Source organism: Escherichia sp. E13S3 (assembly GCF_004212325.1).
Lineage (GTDB): Bacteria > Pseudomonadota > Gammaproteobacteria > Enterobacterales > Enterobacteriaceae > Escherichia.
The window spans coordinates 74,009-90,210 of sequence record NZ_RHJR01000009.1; the positions used below are offsets into that span (position 1 = coordinate 74,009).

Below are 16,202 nucleotides of genomic sequence, written 5' to 3' on the forward strand. Positions count from 1 at the left end.
CGGCTCTCTTATGTTGTGTTGTGATGAACAAAGCGTGCCAGAAAGGGATTCAAACATTAAAGAATAAAAAAAGATTGGCTATAACTTGCGGGTATATATGGGGGAGTTAAAAAGGCGGAAGAAATCCGCCTCATATTGCTGACAAAGTGCGCTTTGTTCATGCCGGATGCGGCTTATCCGGCCTACAAAAGCTTGCAAACTCAATAGATTGCAGAATTCATGTAGGCCTGATAAGCGAAGCGCATCAGGCATTTTTGCCTCTGTCATCGGTTTCGGGCTAAAGAAATCTGCCTTTTTCCGAAATCATTAATACAGTTTTTTCGCGCAGTCCAGCCAGTCACCTTTGAACGGACGCTTCATGTTTTCGATAGCATCGATGATGTCGTGGTGAACCAGCTGTTCGTTCTGGATACCTACGCAACGACCGCCGTAACCTGCCAGCAGCAGATCGATAGCGTAAGCGCCCATACGGGAAGCCAGAATACGATCGTAAGGCACCGGAGAACCACCGCGCTGGATGTGGCCCAGCACAGTTGCGCGGGTTTCACGGCCAGTTTCTTTTTCGATGAAGTGTGCCAGCTCGTCGACGTCACACATATGTTCAGTGATCGCCACAATCGCGTGTTTTTTACCTTTCGCGATACCGGCTTTGATTTCGTTTACCAGATCGTCACGGCTGAATTCAACTTCCGGAACCACAACGAATTCACAGCCACCAGCAATAGCCGCAGCCAGAGTCAGATCGCCACAGTAGCGGCCCATCACTTCCACCACGGAAATACGTTGGTGAGAAGAAGATGTGTCACGCAGACGGTCGATAGCTTCAACAACGGTGCTCAATGCCGTGAAGAAACCAATGGTGTAGTCAGTACCTTTGATGTCGTTGTCGATGGTGCCCGGCAGGCCGATGCACGGGAAGCCCATTTCGGTCAGACGCATTGCCCCCATGTAGGAACCGTCACCGCCGATAACCACCAGCGCGTCGATACCACGTTTTTTCAGGTTTTCGATAGCCACGGCGCGGATGTTCTCGTCGCGGAATTCCGGGAAGCGCGCAGAACCGAGGAATGTACCACCACGGTTGATCATGTCAGACACGCTGTAACGGTCTAGCTGTACCATACGGTCTTCATACAGACCCAGATAGCCGTCATAAATACCCATTACTTCCAGACCTTCTGTCAGCGCAGAACGAACAACCCCGCGAATTGCGGCGTTCATGCCTGGCGCATCACCGCCGCTTGTCAACACACCGATTTTCTTAATCATGACTACCTCTGAACTTTGGAATGCAAAATGAAATCTGTTGCCGGAAGTCTTCTTGCACATCGAAGTGATCCAACGAATGTACAAATAGTATAACAATCACTTCCTGCTGAATTGATTCAGGTCAGGCCAAATGGCGGTATTTTATACACAAAATGCGGGTCTGGCTCTCTTTTGTACGGATTATGAAAGCGTAGACCGTTTACTCTCCCTGGGTACGACGGAACAAGGATCTTGATGGATAATCACATCTGAACCTGGAAAACGCCGTAAAATAGCCTGCTCTACCTGATCCGCCACCATATGTGCCTGAACCAAAGGCAGAGAGTCTTCCATTTCCAAATGAATCTGAATAAAGCGGGTCGGCCCTGACTGCCGCGTGCGAAGATCGTGAGCGCCGCTAACTCCCGGCCAGGAAGTCACGATATCAATAATTTCCTGTCGTTCGCCATCGGGCAGCGCGCGATCCAATAATGACTGGACCGCCTCATACCCCATGCGTAACGCGCTATATAAAATATAGATGCCGATTCCCAAAGCAAACAGGGCATCAGCACGATGCCAGCCGTACCAGGACAATCCCAGCGCCAGCAAAATCGCGCCGTTCATCATAACATCAGACTGATAATGTAGCATATCTGCCCGCACTGCCTGGCTTTGCGTCCGGCGAACGACCCAACGCTGAAACGAGACAAGAATAATCGTACAAATTAGCGCCACAATAGTCACGATAACCCCAACACCCGGGTCTTTCATCGGTGTCGGAGAAACCAAATGCTGAATACCGGTCAAAAACAGGAACAGCGCGGAGCCGGAGATAAACATACTTTGCGCCAGCGCGGCGAGCGATTCAGCTTTACCGTGACCAAAAGAGTGATTATCGTCGGCAGGTTGCAGTGAGTAACGCACGACCAATAAGTTAGTTAATGACGCGCCGATATCCACCAGCGAATCCACCAGCGCAGCGAGAATACTCACTGATCCGGTATACCACCATGCAAAAATTTTAATCAATAATAACAGCGAAGCCATCGCCGTTGCAGCAATCGCTGCCCGACTGACCAGCTGCCCATAAGATTGATTCATAAATACTCCCGCTATCAACTGACGGTAGTATAACGGATGCAAATCATCTGCAATGCATCAAGTAACAGGCAAATTGCGGATAAAAAAAACCCCCACATCATGTGGGGGAAGACAGGGATGGTGTCTATGGCAAGGAAAACAGGGTTTACTACTGGGAACGTGAGTTGCTACTACTCAATAGCTTCAACGATGAACTTTTTTGCCATTGCGTCACGTCGCGCAACTGTTCCATTCGTTGTTGATGTTTCTTGTTTAAAACCGCTTGCTGCTCCGGCGTTAACAGGCGATACATTTGGTTGCGGACTTTTGCCATCTCAACCTGACGAGCTATTTGCTCGTTCGCCATTTTTTCTGCCTGTGCGCGCACAGCGTTTTCATCAAAATTTTCTGCGGTGACAAGGCGATGCATTGTCTCCAGTTCGCTAACATTAACAGGTGGCTGTTCGTGCCGGGCCTGTTGCATAAGATCTCGCATCTGCTGACGCTGATGTTCGGTTAAACTTATGCCGTCGAACATATGGCTCTGCGTACTGCGCTGCGTAAGTTCTTCTCCCGGATGCCAGTTATCGCCTGAACCGACTTCAGCAGCGTGGCTTAATGAACTGACTGCCAGCGTTGAGGCCATGACGGCAGCGGTAACTATGCGCATCATTTGCTCCCAAATCTTTCTGTCGCGATTCAACGATAGAGAGTTTACGATTCAGGCTGCAAACATGCGTCAGGGGGTGTAAAACAACGTAAAGTCATGGATTAGCGACGTCTGATGACGTAATTTCTGCCTCGGAGGTATTTAAACAATGAATAAAATCCTGTTAGTTGATGATGACCGAGAGCTGACATCCCTGTTAAAGGAGCTGCTCGAGATGGAAGGCTTCAACGTGATTGTTGCCCACGACGGGGAACAAGCGCTTGCTCTTCTGGACGACAGCATTGATTTACTTTTGCTTGATGTGATGATGCCGAAGAAAAATGGTATCGATACGCTGAAAGCACTTCGCCAGACACACCAGACGCCAGTCATTATGTTGACGGCTCGCGGCAGTGAACTTGATCGCGTCCTCGGCCTTGAGCTGGGTGCAGATGACTATCTCCCGAAACCGTTTAACGATCGTGAACTGGTTGCACGTATTCGCGCGATCCTGCGCCGTTCGCACTGGAGCGAGCAACAGCAGAACAGCGATAATGGTTCGCCGACGCTGGAAGTTGACGCCTTAGTGCTGAATCCAGGCCGTCAGGAAGCCAGCTTCGACGGGCAAACACTGGAGTTAACCGGTACTGAATTTACCCTGCTCTACCTACTGGCGCAGCATCTGGGTCAGGTGGTTTCTCGCGAGCATTTAAGCCAGGAAGTACTGGGCAAACGCCTGACGCCTTTCGACCGTGCTATCGATATGCATATTTCCAACCTGCGTCGTAAGCTGCCGGATCGTAAAGACGGTCATCCGTGGTTTAAAACATTGCGTGGTCGCGGCTATCTGATGGTTTCCGCTTCATGATAGGCAGCTTAACCGCGCGCATCTTCGCCATCTTCTGGCTGACGCTGGCGCTGGTGTTGATGCTGGTTTTGATGTTACCCAAGCTCGATTCACGCCAGATGACCGAGCTTCTGGATAGCGAACAGCGTCAGGGGCTGATGATTGAGCAGCATGTCGAAGCGGAACTGGCGAACGATCCACCCAACGATTTAATGTGGTGGCGTCGCCTGTTCCGGGCCATTGATAAGTGGGCACCACCAGGCCAGCGTTTATTACTGGTGACCACTGAAGGCCGCGTGATCGGCGCTGAACGCAGCGAAATGCAGATCATTCGCAACTTTATTGGTCAGGCCGATAACGCCGATCATCCGCAGAAGAAAAAGTATGGCCGCGTGGAACTGGTCGGTCCGTTCTCCGTGCGTGATGGCGAAGATAATTACCAGCTTTATCTGATTCGTCCGGCCAGCAGTTCTCAATCCGATTTCATAAACTTACTGTTTGACCGCCCGCTATTGCTGCTGATTGTCACCATGTTGGTCAGTACACCACTGCTGTTGTGGTTGGCCTGGAGTCTGGCAAAACCGGCACGTAAGCTGAAAAACGCTGCCGATGAAGTTGCCCAGGGGAACTTACGCCAACACCCGGAACTGGAAGCGGGGCCACAAGAATTTCTTGCCGCAGGTGCCAGTTTTAACCAGATGGTGACCGCACTGGAACGCATGATGACCTCCCAGCAGCGCCTGCTTTCTGATATCTCTCACGAGCTGCGCACGCCGCTGACGCGTCTGCAACTGGGTACGGCGTTACTGCGTCGTCGTAGTGGTGAAAGTAAGGAACTGGAGCGTATTGAAACCGAAGCCCAGCGTCTGGACAGCATGATCAACGACCTGTTGGTAATGTCACGTAATCAGCAGAAAAACGCGCTGGTGAGCGAGACAATCAAAGCCAACCAGTTGTGGAACGAAGTGCTGGATAACGCGGCATTCGAAGCGGAACAGATGGGCAAGTCGTTTACGGTTAACTTCCCGCCAGGGCCGTGGCCGCTGTACGGCAACCCGAACGCCCTGGAAAGTGCGCTGGAAAACATTGTTCGTAATGCTCTGCGTTATTCCCATACGAAGATTGAAGTGGGCTTTGCAGTAGATAAAGACGGTATCACCATTACGGTGGACGACGATGGTCCTGGCGTTAGCCCGGAAGATCGCGAACAGATTTTCCGCCCGTTCTATCGTACAGATGAAGCGCGCGATCGTGAATCTGGCGGTACAGGTTTGGGGCTGGCGATTGTCGAAACCGCCATCCAGCAGCATCGTGGTTGGGTAAAAGCGGAAGACAGCCCGCTTGGCGGTTTACGTCTGGTGATTTGGCTGCCGCTGTATAAGCGGAGTTAAACTCCGCATTTGTAGGCAGGATAAGGCGTTTACACCGCATCCAGCGTTTGAGCATGATGCCTGATGCGACGCTGGTCGCGTCTTATCAGGCCTACTCTTTACTGCGCAAAGGGCAACATTTGTGGCCGGATAAAGCGCTTACGCCGCACCCGGCATTTGAGCAGAATGCCTGATGCGACGCTAGTCACGTCTTATCAGGCCTACTCTCCGGGGGTTATTTCCCCCACAACCGCCGTGAATTATCTTCAATCTTGCCGCTAAGTCGGCGTTTCTGCATCGTCCGCGTCCAGCTTTTCGATAGCCCGGCTGCGGAAAGCAAACGGTGATACTGCTCATCATCAAACGGCATATGCCATGCGATGGCGGCAGCCTCTTGCACGGTCACATCGCTAACGCGGGAAACCAACTCCAGCGGAGCATCAGCAGATACCTGCCCCGGCGCAATCACGCTATACAGCCAGCCGACTTTACCCGTGTTTTGCATCAACTGAGCTATATCACTGATATCAAAGTGGTAATTGAGTTTGTAGCACGGAGAGCGCGGCTGGGTGACCTGAATCAACGCCTCTCCCCAGCGGAAAATATCGCCAATATAAACATTACTTTCCGTCAGACCGTCGGTTGAGAGGTTTTCACCAAACGCAGGTGCAACAAACAACTCTGCCTGTTCCGGAAATTCCCGCGCCCAGTAGAGATAATGCTCGCGAGGATAATGACACAGCGCCCTGTCCGGCCCACCGTGAATCTTTTTCTCTGCCTGTTCGTCGCCTTCCAGCCCCAGTTCTGTCAACATCAACTCGCCATCGACCTGCATTTTCGCAATTGCACTTGGACGGCTTTCCGGATAATCCCGAATTTTGCCTGTGTATACATCAACTGGATATCGCATCTGTTCCCTCTCCACCGAGAAATTTCCCCATTAGACCATATTTATTTTACGTCAGGCGCGCAAAATGAGAGCACGGTTCACATGACAAAACTGTAGACATGTTATCAATGAGATGTTTTTGAAACGCCATTTCATTATGAGGAGTTTACCGCGTGGCTGATAAATTACAGTTTTCTGGCGTCTGGTGTCCTTCCATCACGCCGATGGATAAAGATGGGAATGTAGACCTTAACGGACTGAAGCAGCATCTGCAGCGACTCACTGACGCTAACATCGATGTGATATTGCTAATGGGAAGCATTGGTGAGTTTGCTTCATTCACACTGGAAGAGAGGCTCATGCTTATTCGTGAAGCACGAGCCATGAGCACGCTAAAAATGGTGGCCAACGTCTCGTCCACATGCACGCATGATGTACTGATTATGGCGCAAGAAGCGTATCGCGTTGGGTACGATGCGGTGATGATCCTCCCGCCTTATTACTACGGCCAGACGGCGAAGCAATTATTAAGCTATTTCCGCCATCTGGGTCGCGAATTACAGGGCAAATGGTTCGCATATAACTTCCCGGCGCGGACCGGTTGTGATTTAACCCCTGACCTGGTCGCCACACTGGCGAGTGAGTTTCCTGAGTTTGCCGGAATTAAAGATACTGTCGATTGCCAGTCACACACCCGCAGCATGATTCAGGCAACTCAGGCTGTGCGTCCTGATTTTGCGGTGCTTTCGGGGTATGACGAGTATTACATTCCTAATTTGCTGGCTGGCGGCGCGGGGATAATCTCTGGCTTAAATAACGTTATGCCAGAGCTGTTTGTCGGAGCCCGCGAAGCCTTCAAACGCGGCGACCTGGCAGCTTTACAAGATATTCAGCAACAGATTGGTACTTATATGTCCATCTACGCCATCGGTGAAGATTTTGTCACTACCATCAAGACGGTGGTATCACGTAAGTTTGGTTACTGCACAGGAGTGTCGCGCAATGCCGGTGGGGAGTTAACAGAAAGCGAATGTCGGACGATCGATGAGGTATTTATTATTTAAGGTAAAACGCCGGATGAACGTCAATTCATCCGGCGATGATATGGAAAAAGAGAGATTATTTCACCGTACCCAGAATTTCGATCTTCGCCGCTCTGGCTTTGGCTTTACGTGACCAGACAGAGGTAAGAATTGGCACCAGAATCGACGTCACAATTACCGCCGTCGCCACCAACGAAGTTGCCGCAGGCGCCATCGGTTTAAAGGTCGGGATCATTTCCGCAATCAGTACCGGCGTTGCCACCGCGGCCCCGGCAGAACTGGAGGCGGCAATTCCGGCAGTGCCATCGCCACCGCCAATCAATTTATCGGCAATAATCAACGGAATACCGGTCACAATAATCACCGCCACACCCAACAGGATCCCCAACAAACCTGTCTGGGCAATCACGGTTAAATCAATGGTATTGCCCAGCGCGAAGGCAAAGAACGGAATCAGCGTCTGCACTGCTTTGCTGAAAAACTCGCGCAATTCAGGATCAAGGTTCCCCAGCGCGAAGCCCACCATGAACGGCAACACTGCGCCAACGAAAACATGCGGTTCAAACGAAGCAATCCCGGCGGTTCCCAGAATAATCATCGTCATTAGCGGACCAGATTCCAACGACATCAACACAAATGCCCCGGCCTCTTCTTTGGTGCCGTACTGTTGCATGATAGAGGCATACAGACCGCCGTTGGTCATGTCCATTGCCGCCACCAGCGCCAGCGTTGAAAGCCCGGCAAAAAATCCAACTTCGACACCGTGCTCAGGAATAATGCGCGAAGCAATGGCTGCAACCACCCACGCAACGGCAATTTTGGTTACCACCAGCGTACCGGATTTACGCAACACTGTTCCCGTCGCGCTTAATTTGATAGACGCCCCCATGCAGAAAAACCACACCGCCAGAATAGGCACCGTGCCAGTAATCATCCCGTTGGTGAATGATCCAAAATATTTACCCGCCCCCGGCGAGAAGGTATGACACAGTGCACCAAGGAACAGCGGGATGAGCATCATCCCCCCCGGGATTTTCTCTATCGTGCGTTTTATCTGCATTTCCATCACCTGTTGGCATATTTTTATAGGCTGATGCGAAGTTCCTTAACGGAGCATCAGTGTTGATGGAAACGAAGATAGACATTCATCATGGCAATAAAAGTGATCAACACCACACCAATTGAAACATCGTTTTAATTTTATAGGATCATTGTTTTTCTTTTGAAATTGATCACAAAAAAACCACCGTTATGCACGATGGTTTGTTTTTTATGCTGACACGAGGCGTCAACGCCTCATTACAGCAGACAAGATGCGATTATTTTTTCGCCGCGAAACGTGCCGCAGCTTCATCCCAGTTCACCACGTTCCAGAACTCTTTGATGTAGTCCGGACGACGGTTCTGGAATTTCAGGTAGTAAGCGTGTTCCCACACATCCAGGCCCACAATCGGGAAGCCGGAAGCGCCAGAAATGGCTTCGCCCATCAGCGGGGAGTCCTGGTTAGCAGTAGAAACCACCGCCAGTTTATCGCCTTTCAGCACCAGCCATGCCCAGCCGGAACCAAAGCGGGAAGCTGCCGCTTTTTCAAATTCTGCTTTGAAGTTTTCAACGGAACCGAAATCACGTTCGATAGCCGCTTTCAGATCGCCCTGCAGGGTGGTGCCTTTTTTCAGACCTTTCCAGAACAGACTGTGGTTAGCGTGACCGCCAGCGTTGTTGCGCAGAACGGTTTTTTTGTCTGCTGGCAGCTGGTCCAGTTTGGTGATCAGCTCTTCAACCGGCAGGTTGGCGAATTCTGGCAGGCTTTCCAGCGCCGCATTGGCGTTGTTGACGTAGGCCTGATGGTGTTTGGTGTGGTGGATTTCCATGGTCTGCTTATCGAAGTGCGGTTCCAGGGCATCGTAAGCATACGGCAGGGATGGCAGGGTATAGCTCATATTCATCTCCAGTATTGTCGGGCGGCCGATTGTTAATGCCGCGTAAGCAGTTGGTTCATTATAGTTAATTAAATGATATTGAAAATGATTATCAATGCCGTACTTTTCATAGGGGAATGGTTTTGCAGGGAAATGTCCGAGATGTGAACCAAATCACCCACTTAATGCCGTGATTGCCAGTAAATCGGCAACGGCGGCAACAGGCGAAAGGTTAATCGACAGCACGATTTTTACACTCATCTCGTCGGAGATGTGACGCGACGAAAAAATGATGAGGATAAGAAGATGAGTAACGCGATTACGATGGGGATATTTTGGCATTTGATCGGCGCGGCCAGTGCAGCCTGTTTTTACGCTCCGTTCAAAAAAGTAAAAAAGTGGTCATGGGAAACCATGTGGTCAGTCGGTGGGATTGTTTCGTGGATTATTCTGCCGTGGGCCATCAGCGCCATGCTACTACCTGATTTCTTGGCATATTACAGCTCGTTCAGCCTCTCTACCCTGCTGCCTGTTTTTCTGTTCGGCGCTATGTGGGGGATTGGTAATATCAACTACGGCCTGACCATGCGTTATCTCGGCATGTCGATGGGGATTGGTATCGCCATTGGCATTACGTTGATCGTCGGTACGCTGATGACGCCAATTATCAACGGCAATTTCGATGTGCTGATTAACACCGACGGTGGGCGAATGACGTTACTCGGCGTACTGGTGGCGCTGATTGGCGTGGGAATTGTGACTCGCGCCGGGCAGTTGAAAGAGCGCAAAATGGGCATTAAAGCCGAAGAGTTCAACCTGAAAAAAGGGTTGGTGCTGGCAGTAATGTGCGGCATTTTCTCTGCCGGGATGTCTTTTGCGATGAACGCCGCAAAACCGATGCATGAAGCGGCTGCCGCGCTGGGCGTTGATCCGCTGTATGTCGCACTGCCAAGCTATGTTGTCATCATGGGTGGCGGTGCGATCATCAACCTCGGTTTCTGTTTTATTCGTCTGGCAAAAGTGAAAAGTTTGTCGCTAAAAGCCGACTTCTCGCTGGCGAAACCGCTGATCATCCACAACGTATTGCTCTCGGCGTTGGGCGGTTTGATGTGGTATCTGCAATTCTTTTTCTATGCCTGGGGACACGCCCGCATTCCGGCGCAGTATGACTACATCAGTTGGATGCTGCATATGAGTTTCTATGTATTGTGCGGCGGTATTGTCGGGCTGGTGCTGAAAGAGTGGAACAATGCGGGACGCCGTCCGGTTACCGTGTTGAGCCTCGGTTGTGTGGTGATTATTATTGCCGCCAACATCGTCGGTATGGGCATGGCGAGTTAATCTTTCCGGGAATTGCGATGACGCCACTGGCTGGGCGTCATCCCGGTTTCACGGGTAAACACCACCGAAAAATAGTTGCTATCTTCAAAGCCACACTCTGTCGAAATATCACTGATTAACAGGCGGCTATGCTGGAGAAGATATTGCGCATGGCACACTCTGACCTGCCGCAGATATTGATTGATGGTCATCCCGGTCTGCTGGCGAAATTGCTGGCGCAAGACGCGTTCACTACACGCCGCCTCATCACAGAATTTATCCAGCGCAAAAGGACTTTTCAGGCTGGCCGCCAGCCGGGTAATCAGCTTATCCAGCAACGTTTCGCTGGATGTTGGCGGTAACGAATCACTGGTGTAACGATGGCGCTTCAAAAGCATCACCAACTGCCCGAACAGTAACTCCGCCATTTCGTTGGCAAACGGCGCGGGCTGACTGCTCTCGTGCTCAAGCTGCCCGATAACCTGCCGCACCTGCGCCATGCCCGCACTACCTAAACGCCAGTGTGGTTGTCCTGCGCTGGCGTTAAACCCTGGAATCGCCCCCTGCCAGTCGAGATTAAGCGTCAGCCGCTCCGGGCAATAAATAATGTTCTGCAAAACCAGATCGTTAACGGAAGCGTAGGAGTGTTTATCGTCTGCGTGGATATAAAAGAGATCGCCGCGGGTAATACGATGAGGACGATCGTTGAGCACGTGCAAACCGTTACCGCGCCAGACGATCACCAGTTCACAAAAATCATGTGTATGCTCGGCAAAGACATCCTGCGGATAACGATCAGCAACAGCAACCGCCTGCTGTTCGCTGGCAAAAAAATCTTTTTTACGAAGGACAAACTGATGAACCACCGTGCCACCTCAGCCAGAAGACGCGTTTGATTATTCATAAACTGGCGTGGAAATACGTTGAGAAGATTCGCGTTATTGCAGAAAACCATCCCGCCGCTGGCGAATATCGCGTGGTGACCAGTTAAACTCGCGGCGAAACAGCGTCGAAAAGTGGTTACTGTCGCTGAATCCGCAGCGATATGAGATTTCGGTCACGCTTTCCTCGCTATGACGTAAAAGATGACGCGCCTTCACCAACCGTAAACGGTTAAGGTAACGCTGGGGCGTCAAACCGGTTTGCTGTTTTAGCTGACGATGCAACGTGCGTAGTGACAGAGAAAATTGATCCGCCATCATTTCCCAATTCACCTCGTCGGCAAAATGCTCTTCCAGCCAGGCCAACAACAAGTTCAGGCGCGATTCGCGACTTTCCATGCTCTCCTGCAAACTGTTTTTACGCAGCAAGAGCAGTAATTGCATAAACAAAATCTCACCGCTGGCTTTCGAGGGTAAATCATTCGTTCTGTCCTGCTGTTCCAGTTGCGAAACCAGCTGCCGTACCTGCTGCAATATGCTGTGGCTCACGCGCCAATGGGACGGATATTGCCCGTCTTGCTCTTGCGGTAGAAGCTGATGCAGCCCGGCGAGAAACTGAAATCTATCCGGGGAGCGATACAGCACATTGGTCAAATACAGATTGTCCGTATGTTCATATAAATGCCGATCATGATCGCGCACGAAACAGATTGTTCCACCGGAGATGGTATAAGGCTGCCCATTGAAAATGTGGATACCCGTGCCATGTTCGACAATCACAATCTCATGGAAATCATGGTGATGTTCAGGAAAATCCACCTGTGGAAGCCGGGGTTCTATTGCCACAGACACGTTACCAGACGGAAAAAAATCCACGCAATGTAATACGTCCATATAAGCCTCCTGATGCCGTCAACATGGCGGAATAGTAATCAAGCGGTTTGGTTCTTACCTTAAACTTTCGACAGCAAAACACGTAAAAAATGTCGATTTTTCAAGATAAAGCGTGATTTTTCAGAAAATGCGGCAAACATCACACCACCACAATTCTGAAAATTGTGAACGCCATCACGTTCATCTTTCCCTGGTTGCCAGTGGTGTATTTTCCTGTCAGTAACGAGAAGGTAGCGAAGTCGGGCGCTTCTTAGACTGGGCGTAATGAAACTTAGAAGGATCTCATTATGACCTTTCGCTACTGCGTTGCCGTTGATCTTGGCGCATCCAGTGGGCGCGTAATGCTGGCGCGTTACCACCGTGAATGTCGCAGCCTGACGCTGCGTGAAATCCATCGTTTTACCAATGGGCTGTATTACCAGAGCGGCTATGCCACCTGGGATGTCGATAGTCTGGAAAACGCCATTCGCCTTGGGTTAAACAAGGTGTGTGAAGAAGGGATTCATATCGATAGCATCGGTATTGATACCTGGGGCGTGGACTATGTGCTGCTGGATCAACACGGTCAGCGCGTCGGTTTACCGATTGCCTATCGTGATAGCCGTACTAACGGACTGATGACATTGGCACAGCAGCAACTCGGCAAACGCGATATTTATCAGCGTAGCGGCATCCAGTTTTTGCCCTTCAATACGATCTATCAGCTGCGTGCGCTGACGGAGCAACAACCTGAACTTATCCCGCACATTGCTCACGCTCTGCTGATGCCGGATTACTTTAGTTATCGTCTGACCGGCAAGATGAACTGGGAGTACACCAACGCCACGACCACGCAACTGGTCAATATCAATAGCGATGACTGGGATGAGTCCCTGCTGGCGTGGAGCGGCGCCAACAAAGCCTGGTTTGGTCGTCCGACGCATCCGGGTAATGTCATTGGTCACTGGATTTGCCCACAGGGTAATGAAATTCCGGTGGTCGCCGTTGCCAGCCATGATACCGCCAGCGCGGTTATCGCCTCGCCGTTAAACGGTTCCCGCGCCGCTTATCTCTCCTCCGGAACCTGGTCATTGATGGGCTTCGAAAACCAGACGCCATTCACCAATGATGCGGCGCTGGCAGCCAACATCACCAATGAAGGTGGTGCGGAAGGCCGCTATCGGGTGCTGAAAAATATCATGGGTTTATGGCTTCTTCAGCGGGTGCTTCAGGAGCGGAAAATCAACGATCTCCCGACGCTTATCGCCGCGACACAGGCACTTCCGGCCTGTCGCTTCATCATCAATCCCAATGACGATCGCTTTATTAATCCTGAGGCGATGTGCAGCGAAATTCAGGCTGCGTGTCAGGAAACGGCGCAACCGATCCCAGAAAGTGATGCTGAACTGGCGCGCTGTATTTTCGACAGTCTGGCGCTGCTGTATGCCGATGTACTGCACGAACTGGCGCAGCTACGCGGTGAAGATTTCTCGCAACTGCATATTGTCGGCGGCGGCAGCCAGAACGCGCTGCTCAACCAGTTATGCGCCGATGCCTGCGGTATTCGAGTGATTGCCGGGCCAATTGAAGCCTCGACGCTCGGCAATATCGGCATCCAGTTAATGACGCTGGATGAACTCAACAATGTGGATGATTTCCGTCAGGTAGTAAGCGCCACCGCGAATCTGACCACCTTTACCCCTAATCCTGACAGTGAAATTGCCCACTATGTGGCGCGGATTCACTCAACACGACAGACAAAGGAGCTTTGCGCATGACCACTCAACTGGAACAGGCCTGGGAACTGGCGAAACAGCGTTTCGCGGCGGTAGGGATTGATGTCGAGGAGGCGCTGCGCCAACTTGATCGCTTACCCGTTTCAATGCACTGCTGGCAGGGCGATGATGTTTCCGGTTTCGAAAACCCGGAAGGTTCACTGACCGGCGGGATTCAGGCCACAGGTAATTATCCGGGGAAAGCGCGTAATGCCAGCGAGCTGCGTGCCGATCTGGAACAAGCTATGCGACTGATTCCTGGCCCAAAACGGCTTAATTTACATGCCATCTATCTGGAATCAGACACGCCAGTCTCGCGCGACCAAATCAAACCAGAGCACTTCAAAAACTGGGTGCAATGGGCGAAAGCCAATCACCTCGGTCTGGATTTTAACCCCTCCTGTTTTTCGCATCCGCTAAGTGCCGATGGCTTTACGCTTTCCCATGCCGACGACAGCATTCGCCAGTTCTGGATTGACCACTGCAAAGCCAGCCGTCGCGTTTCGGCCTATTTTGGCGAGCAACTTGGCACGCCATCGGTGATGAACATCTGGATACCGGATGGCATGAAAGATATCACCGTTGACCGTCTCGCCCCGCGCCAACGTTTGCTGGCAGCACTGGATGAAGTGATCAGCGAAAAGCTGAACCCTGCGCACCATATCGACGCCGTAGAGAGCAAATTGTTTGGTATTGGCGCGGAGAGCTACACGGTTGGCTCCAATGAGTTTTACATGGGATATGCCACCAGCCGCCAGACTGCGCTGTGCCTGGATGCCGGACACTTCCACCCGACAGAAGTCATTTCCGACAAGATTTCCGCCGCCATGCTGTATGTGCCGCAGTTGCTGCTGCACGTCAGCCGTCCGGTGCGCTGGGACAGCGATCACGTGGTACTGCTGGATGATGAAACCCAGGCGATCGCCAGTGAGATTGTTCGTCATGACCTGTTTGACCGCGTGCATATCGGCCTCGACTTCTTTGATGCCTCCATCAACCGCATTGCCGCGTGGGTCATTGGCACGCGCAATATGAAAAAAGCCCTGCTGCGTGCGTTATTAGAACCGACAGCCGAACTGCGCAAGCTGGAAGCGGCGGGTGATTACACCGCACGACTGGCGTTGCTGGAAGAGCAGAAATCGTTGCCGTGGCAGGCGGTGTGGGAAATGTACTGTCAGCGTCACGATACGCCAGCGGGTAGCGAATGGCTGGAAAGCGTGCGTGATTATGAGAACGCAATTTTAAGCCAGCGCGGGTAAACACTGCCGGATGCGGCACAAGTGCCTTATCCGGCTTACGGGTCAGCAACAGTTGTAGGTCTGATAAGACGCGACAGCGTCGCATCAGGCATTGATTGCCAGATGCGGCACGAGTGCCTTATCCGGCTTACAGGTCGTGCATCCGACAACACCGAATTTACAGGAACACAGAACATGCAAAACATTACCCAGTCCTGGTTTGTCCAGGGAATGATCAAAGCCACCACCGACGCCTGGCTGAAAGGCTGGGACGAGCGCAACGGCGGCAACCTGACGCTGCGCCTGGATGACGCCGATATCGCGCCTTATCATGACAACTTCCATCCACAACCGCGCTATATTCCATTAAGCCAACCAATGCCTTTACTGGCAAATACGCCGTTTATCGTCACCGGCTCCGGCAAATTCTTTCGTAACGTCCAGCTCGATCCAGCCGCCAATTTAGGCGTCGTAAAAATCGACAGCGACGGTGCGGGCTACCATATTCTCTGGGGGCTAACCCACGAAGCCGTCCCAACTTCTGAACTTCCGGCACACTTTCTCTCCCATTGCGAACGCATTAAAGCCACCAACGGTAAAGATCGGGTGATCATGCACTGCCATGCCACCAACCTGATCGCCCTCACCTATGTACTGGAAAACGACACGGCGGTCTTCACTCGCCAACTGTGGGAAGGCAGCACCGAGTGCCTGGTGGTATTCCCGGATGGCGTTGGCATTTTGCCGTGGATGGTGCCCGGCACGGACGAAATTGGCCAGGCGACCGCGCAGGAAATGCAAAAACATTCACTGGTTTTGTGGCCATTCCACGGCGTCTTCGGCTGCGGTCCGACGCTGGACGAAGCGTTTGGCCTGATCGATACCGCAGAAAAATCGGCGGAAGTATTGGTGAAAGTGTATTCGATGGGCGGCATGAAACAGACCATCAGCCGTGAAGAGTTGATAGCCCTCGGCAAGCGTTTCGGCGTCACTCCGTTGGCAAGCGCACTGGCGCTTTAACACCCCGTTTCGCATCTGGCGGCGCGGGTTATGCCGCCGAACAGAAG

15 protein-coding genes are annotated in these 16,202 nt (G+C 51.7%); 7 read left to right on the forward strand and 8 right to left on the reverse strand.

Annotation, left to right across the window (positions count from 1 at the left end):
• Positions 1 to 306 precede the first annotated feature (306 nt).
• The 3 genes from pfkA to cpxP all read right to left on the reverse strand — a co-directional run bounded on the left by pfkA (position 307) and on the right by cpxP (position 3,001).
• Complete coding sequence (gene pfkA / locus D9597_RS10580; RefSeq protein ID WP_032185626.1) at positions 307 to 1,269, reverse strand: 6-phosphofructokinase; 963 nt, start codon at positions 1,267 to 1,269, stop codon at positions 307 to 309.
• A gap of 180 nt (positions 1,270 to 1,449) precedes the next feature.
• Entirely contained in the window at positions 1,450 to 2,352 is a 903-nt protein-coding gene (gene fieF, locus D9597_RS10585) for a CDF family cation-efflux transporter FieF (protein ID WP_064530279.1), read from the reverse strand.
• Between the two features lie 148 nt (positions 2,353 to 2,500).
• On the reverse strand, positions 2,501 to 3,001 hold the full coding sequence (gene cpxP, locus D9597_RS10590; protein ID WP_130206850.1) for a cell-envelope stress modulator CpxP: 501 nt from the start codon (positions 2,999 to 3,001) through the stop codon (positions 2,501 to 2,503).
• Positions 3,002 to 3,149: 148 nt separating this feature from the next.
• Between cpxP and cpxR the strand changes: the two genes are divergently transcribed.
• Positions 3,150 to 3,848, forward strand: coding sequence for an envelope stress response regulator transcription factor CpxR (cpxR, locus tag D9597_RS10595; RefSeq protein WP_130206632.1), 699 nt, complete (start codon positions 3,150 to 3,152; stop codon positions 3,846 to 3,848).
• Complete coding sequence (gene cpxA, locus D9597_RS10600; RefSeq protein WP_000580414.1) at positions 3,845 to 5,218, forward strand: envelope stress sensor histidine kinase CpxA; 1,374 nt, start codon at positions 3,845 to 3,847, stop codon at positions 5,216 to 5,218. The genes cpxR and cpxA overlap by 4 nt, the downstream gene beginning before the upstream one ends.
• 214 nt (positions 5,219 to 5,432) lie before the next feature.
• On the opposite strand, the gene yiiM is transcribed toward cpxA, so the two are convergent.
• Complete coding sequence (gene yiiM / locus D9597_RS10605; protein WP_130222380.1) at positions 5,433 to 6,107, reverse strand: 6-hydroxyaminopurine reductase; 675 nt, start codon at positions 6,105 to 6,107, stop codon at positions 5,433 to 5,435.
• 152 nt (positions 6,108 to 6,259) lie between these two features.
• Here yiiM and D9597_RS10610 point away from each other — a divergent pair, with 152 nt between their 5' ends.
• Entirely contained in the window at positions 6,260 to 7,150 is an 891-nt protein-coding gene (locus tag D9597_RS10610; RefSeq protein WP_130222382.1) for a dihydrodipicolinate synthase family protein, read from the forward strand.
• A 55-nt stretch (positions 7,151 to 7,205) separates the two neighbouring features.
• On the opposite strand, the gene kdgT is transcribed toward D9597_RS10610, so the two are convergent.
• The gene (gene kdgT, locus D9597_RS10615; protein ID WP_130222384.1) at positions 7,206 to 8,189 is read right to left on the reverse strand and encodes a 2-keto-3-deoxygluconate transporter; all 984 of its coding nucleotides are present in this window, start codon (positions 8,187 to 8,189) and stop codon (positions 7,206 to 7,208) included.
• A 259-nt stretch (positions 8,190 to 8,448) separates the two neighbouring features.
• On the reverse strand, positions 8,449 to 9,069 hold the full coding sequence (gene sodA / locus D9597_RS10620) for a superoxide dismutase [Mn] (RefSeq protein ID WP_130222386.1): 621 nt from the start codon (positions 9,067 to 9,069) through the stop codon (positions 8,449 to 8,451).
• A 285-nt stretch (positions 9,070 to 9,354) separates the two neighbouring features.
• Here sodA and rhaT point away from each other — a divergent pair, with 285 nt between their 5' ends.
• Positions 9,355 to 10,389: an L-rhamnose/proton symporter RhaT gene (rhaT, locus tag D9597_RS10625; protein WP_130215244.1), complete on the forward strand. Its 1,035-nt coding sequence runs from the start codon at positions 9,355 to 9,357 to the stop codon at positions 10,387 to 10,389.
• On the opposite strand, the gene rhaR is transcribed toward rhaT, so the two are convergent.
• Both rhaR and rhaS read right to left on the reverse strand, forming a co-directional pair.
• Complete coding sequence (gene rhaR / locus D9597_RS10630; protein WP_130215242.1) at positions 10,386 to 11,234, reverse strand: HTH-type transcriptional activator RhaR; 849 nt, start codon at positions 11,232 to 11,234, stop codon at positions 10,386 to 10,388. The two genes, rhaT and rhaR, sit on opposite strands and share 4 nt — an antisense overlap.
• A 72-nt stretch (positions 11,235 to 11,306) precedes the next feature.
• Positions 11,307 to 12,143 carry an HTH-type transcriptional activator RhaS gene (gene rhaS, locus D9597_RS10635; protein WP_130222388.1) on the reverse strand — a complete coding sequence of 279 codons (837 nt, stop codon included), beginning with the start codon at positions 12,141 to 12,143 and terminating at the stop codon, positions 11,307 to 11,309.
• Positions 12,144 to 12,430: 287 nt separating this feature from the next.
• On the opposite strand from rhaS, the gene rhaB reads away from it, so the two are divergent.
• The 3 genes from rhaB to rhaD all read left to right on the forward strand — a co-directional run bounded on the left by rhaB (position 12,431) and on the right by rhaD (position 16,155).
• On the forward strand, positions 12,431 to 13,900 hold the full coding sequence (gene rhaB, locus D9597_RS10645) for a rhamnulokinase (RefSeq protein ID WP_130222390.1): 1,470 nt from the start codon (positions 12,431 to 12,433) through the stop codon (positions 13,898 to 13,900).
• Complete coding sequence (rhaA, locus tag D9597_RS10650) at positions 13,897 to 15,156, forward strand: L-rhamnose isomerase (RefSeq protein ID WP_130222392.1); 1,260 nt, start codon at positions 13,897 to 13,899, stop codon at positions 15,154 to 15,156. The genes rhaB and rhaA overlap by 4 nt, the downstream gene beginning before the upstream one ends.
• A 174-nt stretch (positions 15,157 to 15,330) precedes the next feature.
• Positions 15,331 to 16,155: a rhamnulose-1-phosphate aldolase gene (gene rhaD / locus D9597_RS10655; protein ID WP_130215232.1), complete on the forward strand. Its 825-nt coding sequence runs from the start codon at positions 15,331 to 15,333 to the stop codon at positions 16,153 to 16,155.
• Positions 16,156 to 16,202: the final 47 nt, after the last annotated feature.

What these genes read in the sequence shown, in the direction of transcription:
- rhaS (WP_130222388.1), bottom strand. Translation starts at nt 12,143, where the DNA reads ATGGACGTATTACATTGCGTGGATTTTTTTCCGTCTGGTAACGTGTCT.
- rhaT (WP_130215244.1), top strand. Translation starts at nt 9,355, where the DNA reads ATGAGTAACGCGATTACGATGGGGATATTTTGGCATTTGATCGGCGCG.
- fieF (WP_064530279.1), bottom strand. Translation starts at nt 2,352, where the DNA reads ATGAATCAATCTTATGGGCAGCTGGTCAGTCGGGCAGCGATTGCTGCA.
- yiiM (WP_130222380.1), bottom strand. Translation starts at nt 6,107, where the DNA reads ATGCGATATCCAGTTGATGTATACACAGGCAAAATTCGGGATTATCCG.
- sodA (WP_130222386.1), bottom strand. Translation starts at nt 9,069, where the DNA reads ATGAGCTATACCCTGCCATCCCTGCCGTATGCTTACGATGCCCTGGAA.
- cpxP (WP_130206850.1), bottom strand. Translation starts at nt 3,001, where the DNA reads ATGCGCATAGTTACCGCTGCCGTCATGGCCTCAACGCTGGCAGTCAGT.
- pfkA (WP_032185626.1), bottom strand. Translation starts at nt 1,269, where the DNA reads ATGATTAAGAAAATCGGTGTGTTGACAAGCGGCGGTGATGCGCCAGGC.
- cpxA (WP_000580414.1), top strand. Translation starts at nt 3,845, where the DNA reads ATGATAGGCAGCTTAACCGCGCGCATCTTCGCCATCTTCTGGCTGACG.
- rhaA (WP_130222392.1), top strand. Translation starts at nt 13,897, where the DNA reads ATGACCACTCAACTGGAACAGGCCTGGGAACTGGCGAAACAGCGTTTC.
- rhaD (WP_130215232.1), top strand. Translation starts at nt 15,331, where the DNA reads ATGCAAAACATTACCCAGTCCTGGTTTGTCCAGGGAATGATCAAAGCC.
- rhaB (WP_130222390.1), top strand. Translation starts at nt 12,431, where the DNA reads ATGACCTTTCGCTACTGCGTTGCCGTTGATCTTGGCGCATCCAGTGGG.
- cpxR (WP_130206632.1), top strand. Translation starts at nt 3,150, where the DNA reads ATGAATAAAATCCTGTTAGTTGATGATGACCGAGAGCTGACATCCCTG.
- kdgT (WP_130222384.1), bottom strand. Translation starts at nt 8,189, where the DNA reads ATGCAGATAAAACGCACGATAGAGAAAATCCCGGGGGGGATGATGCTC.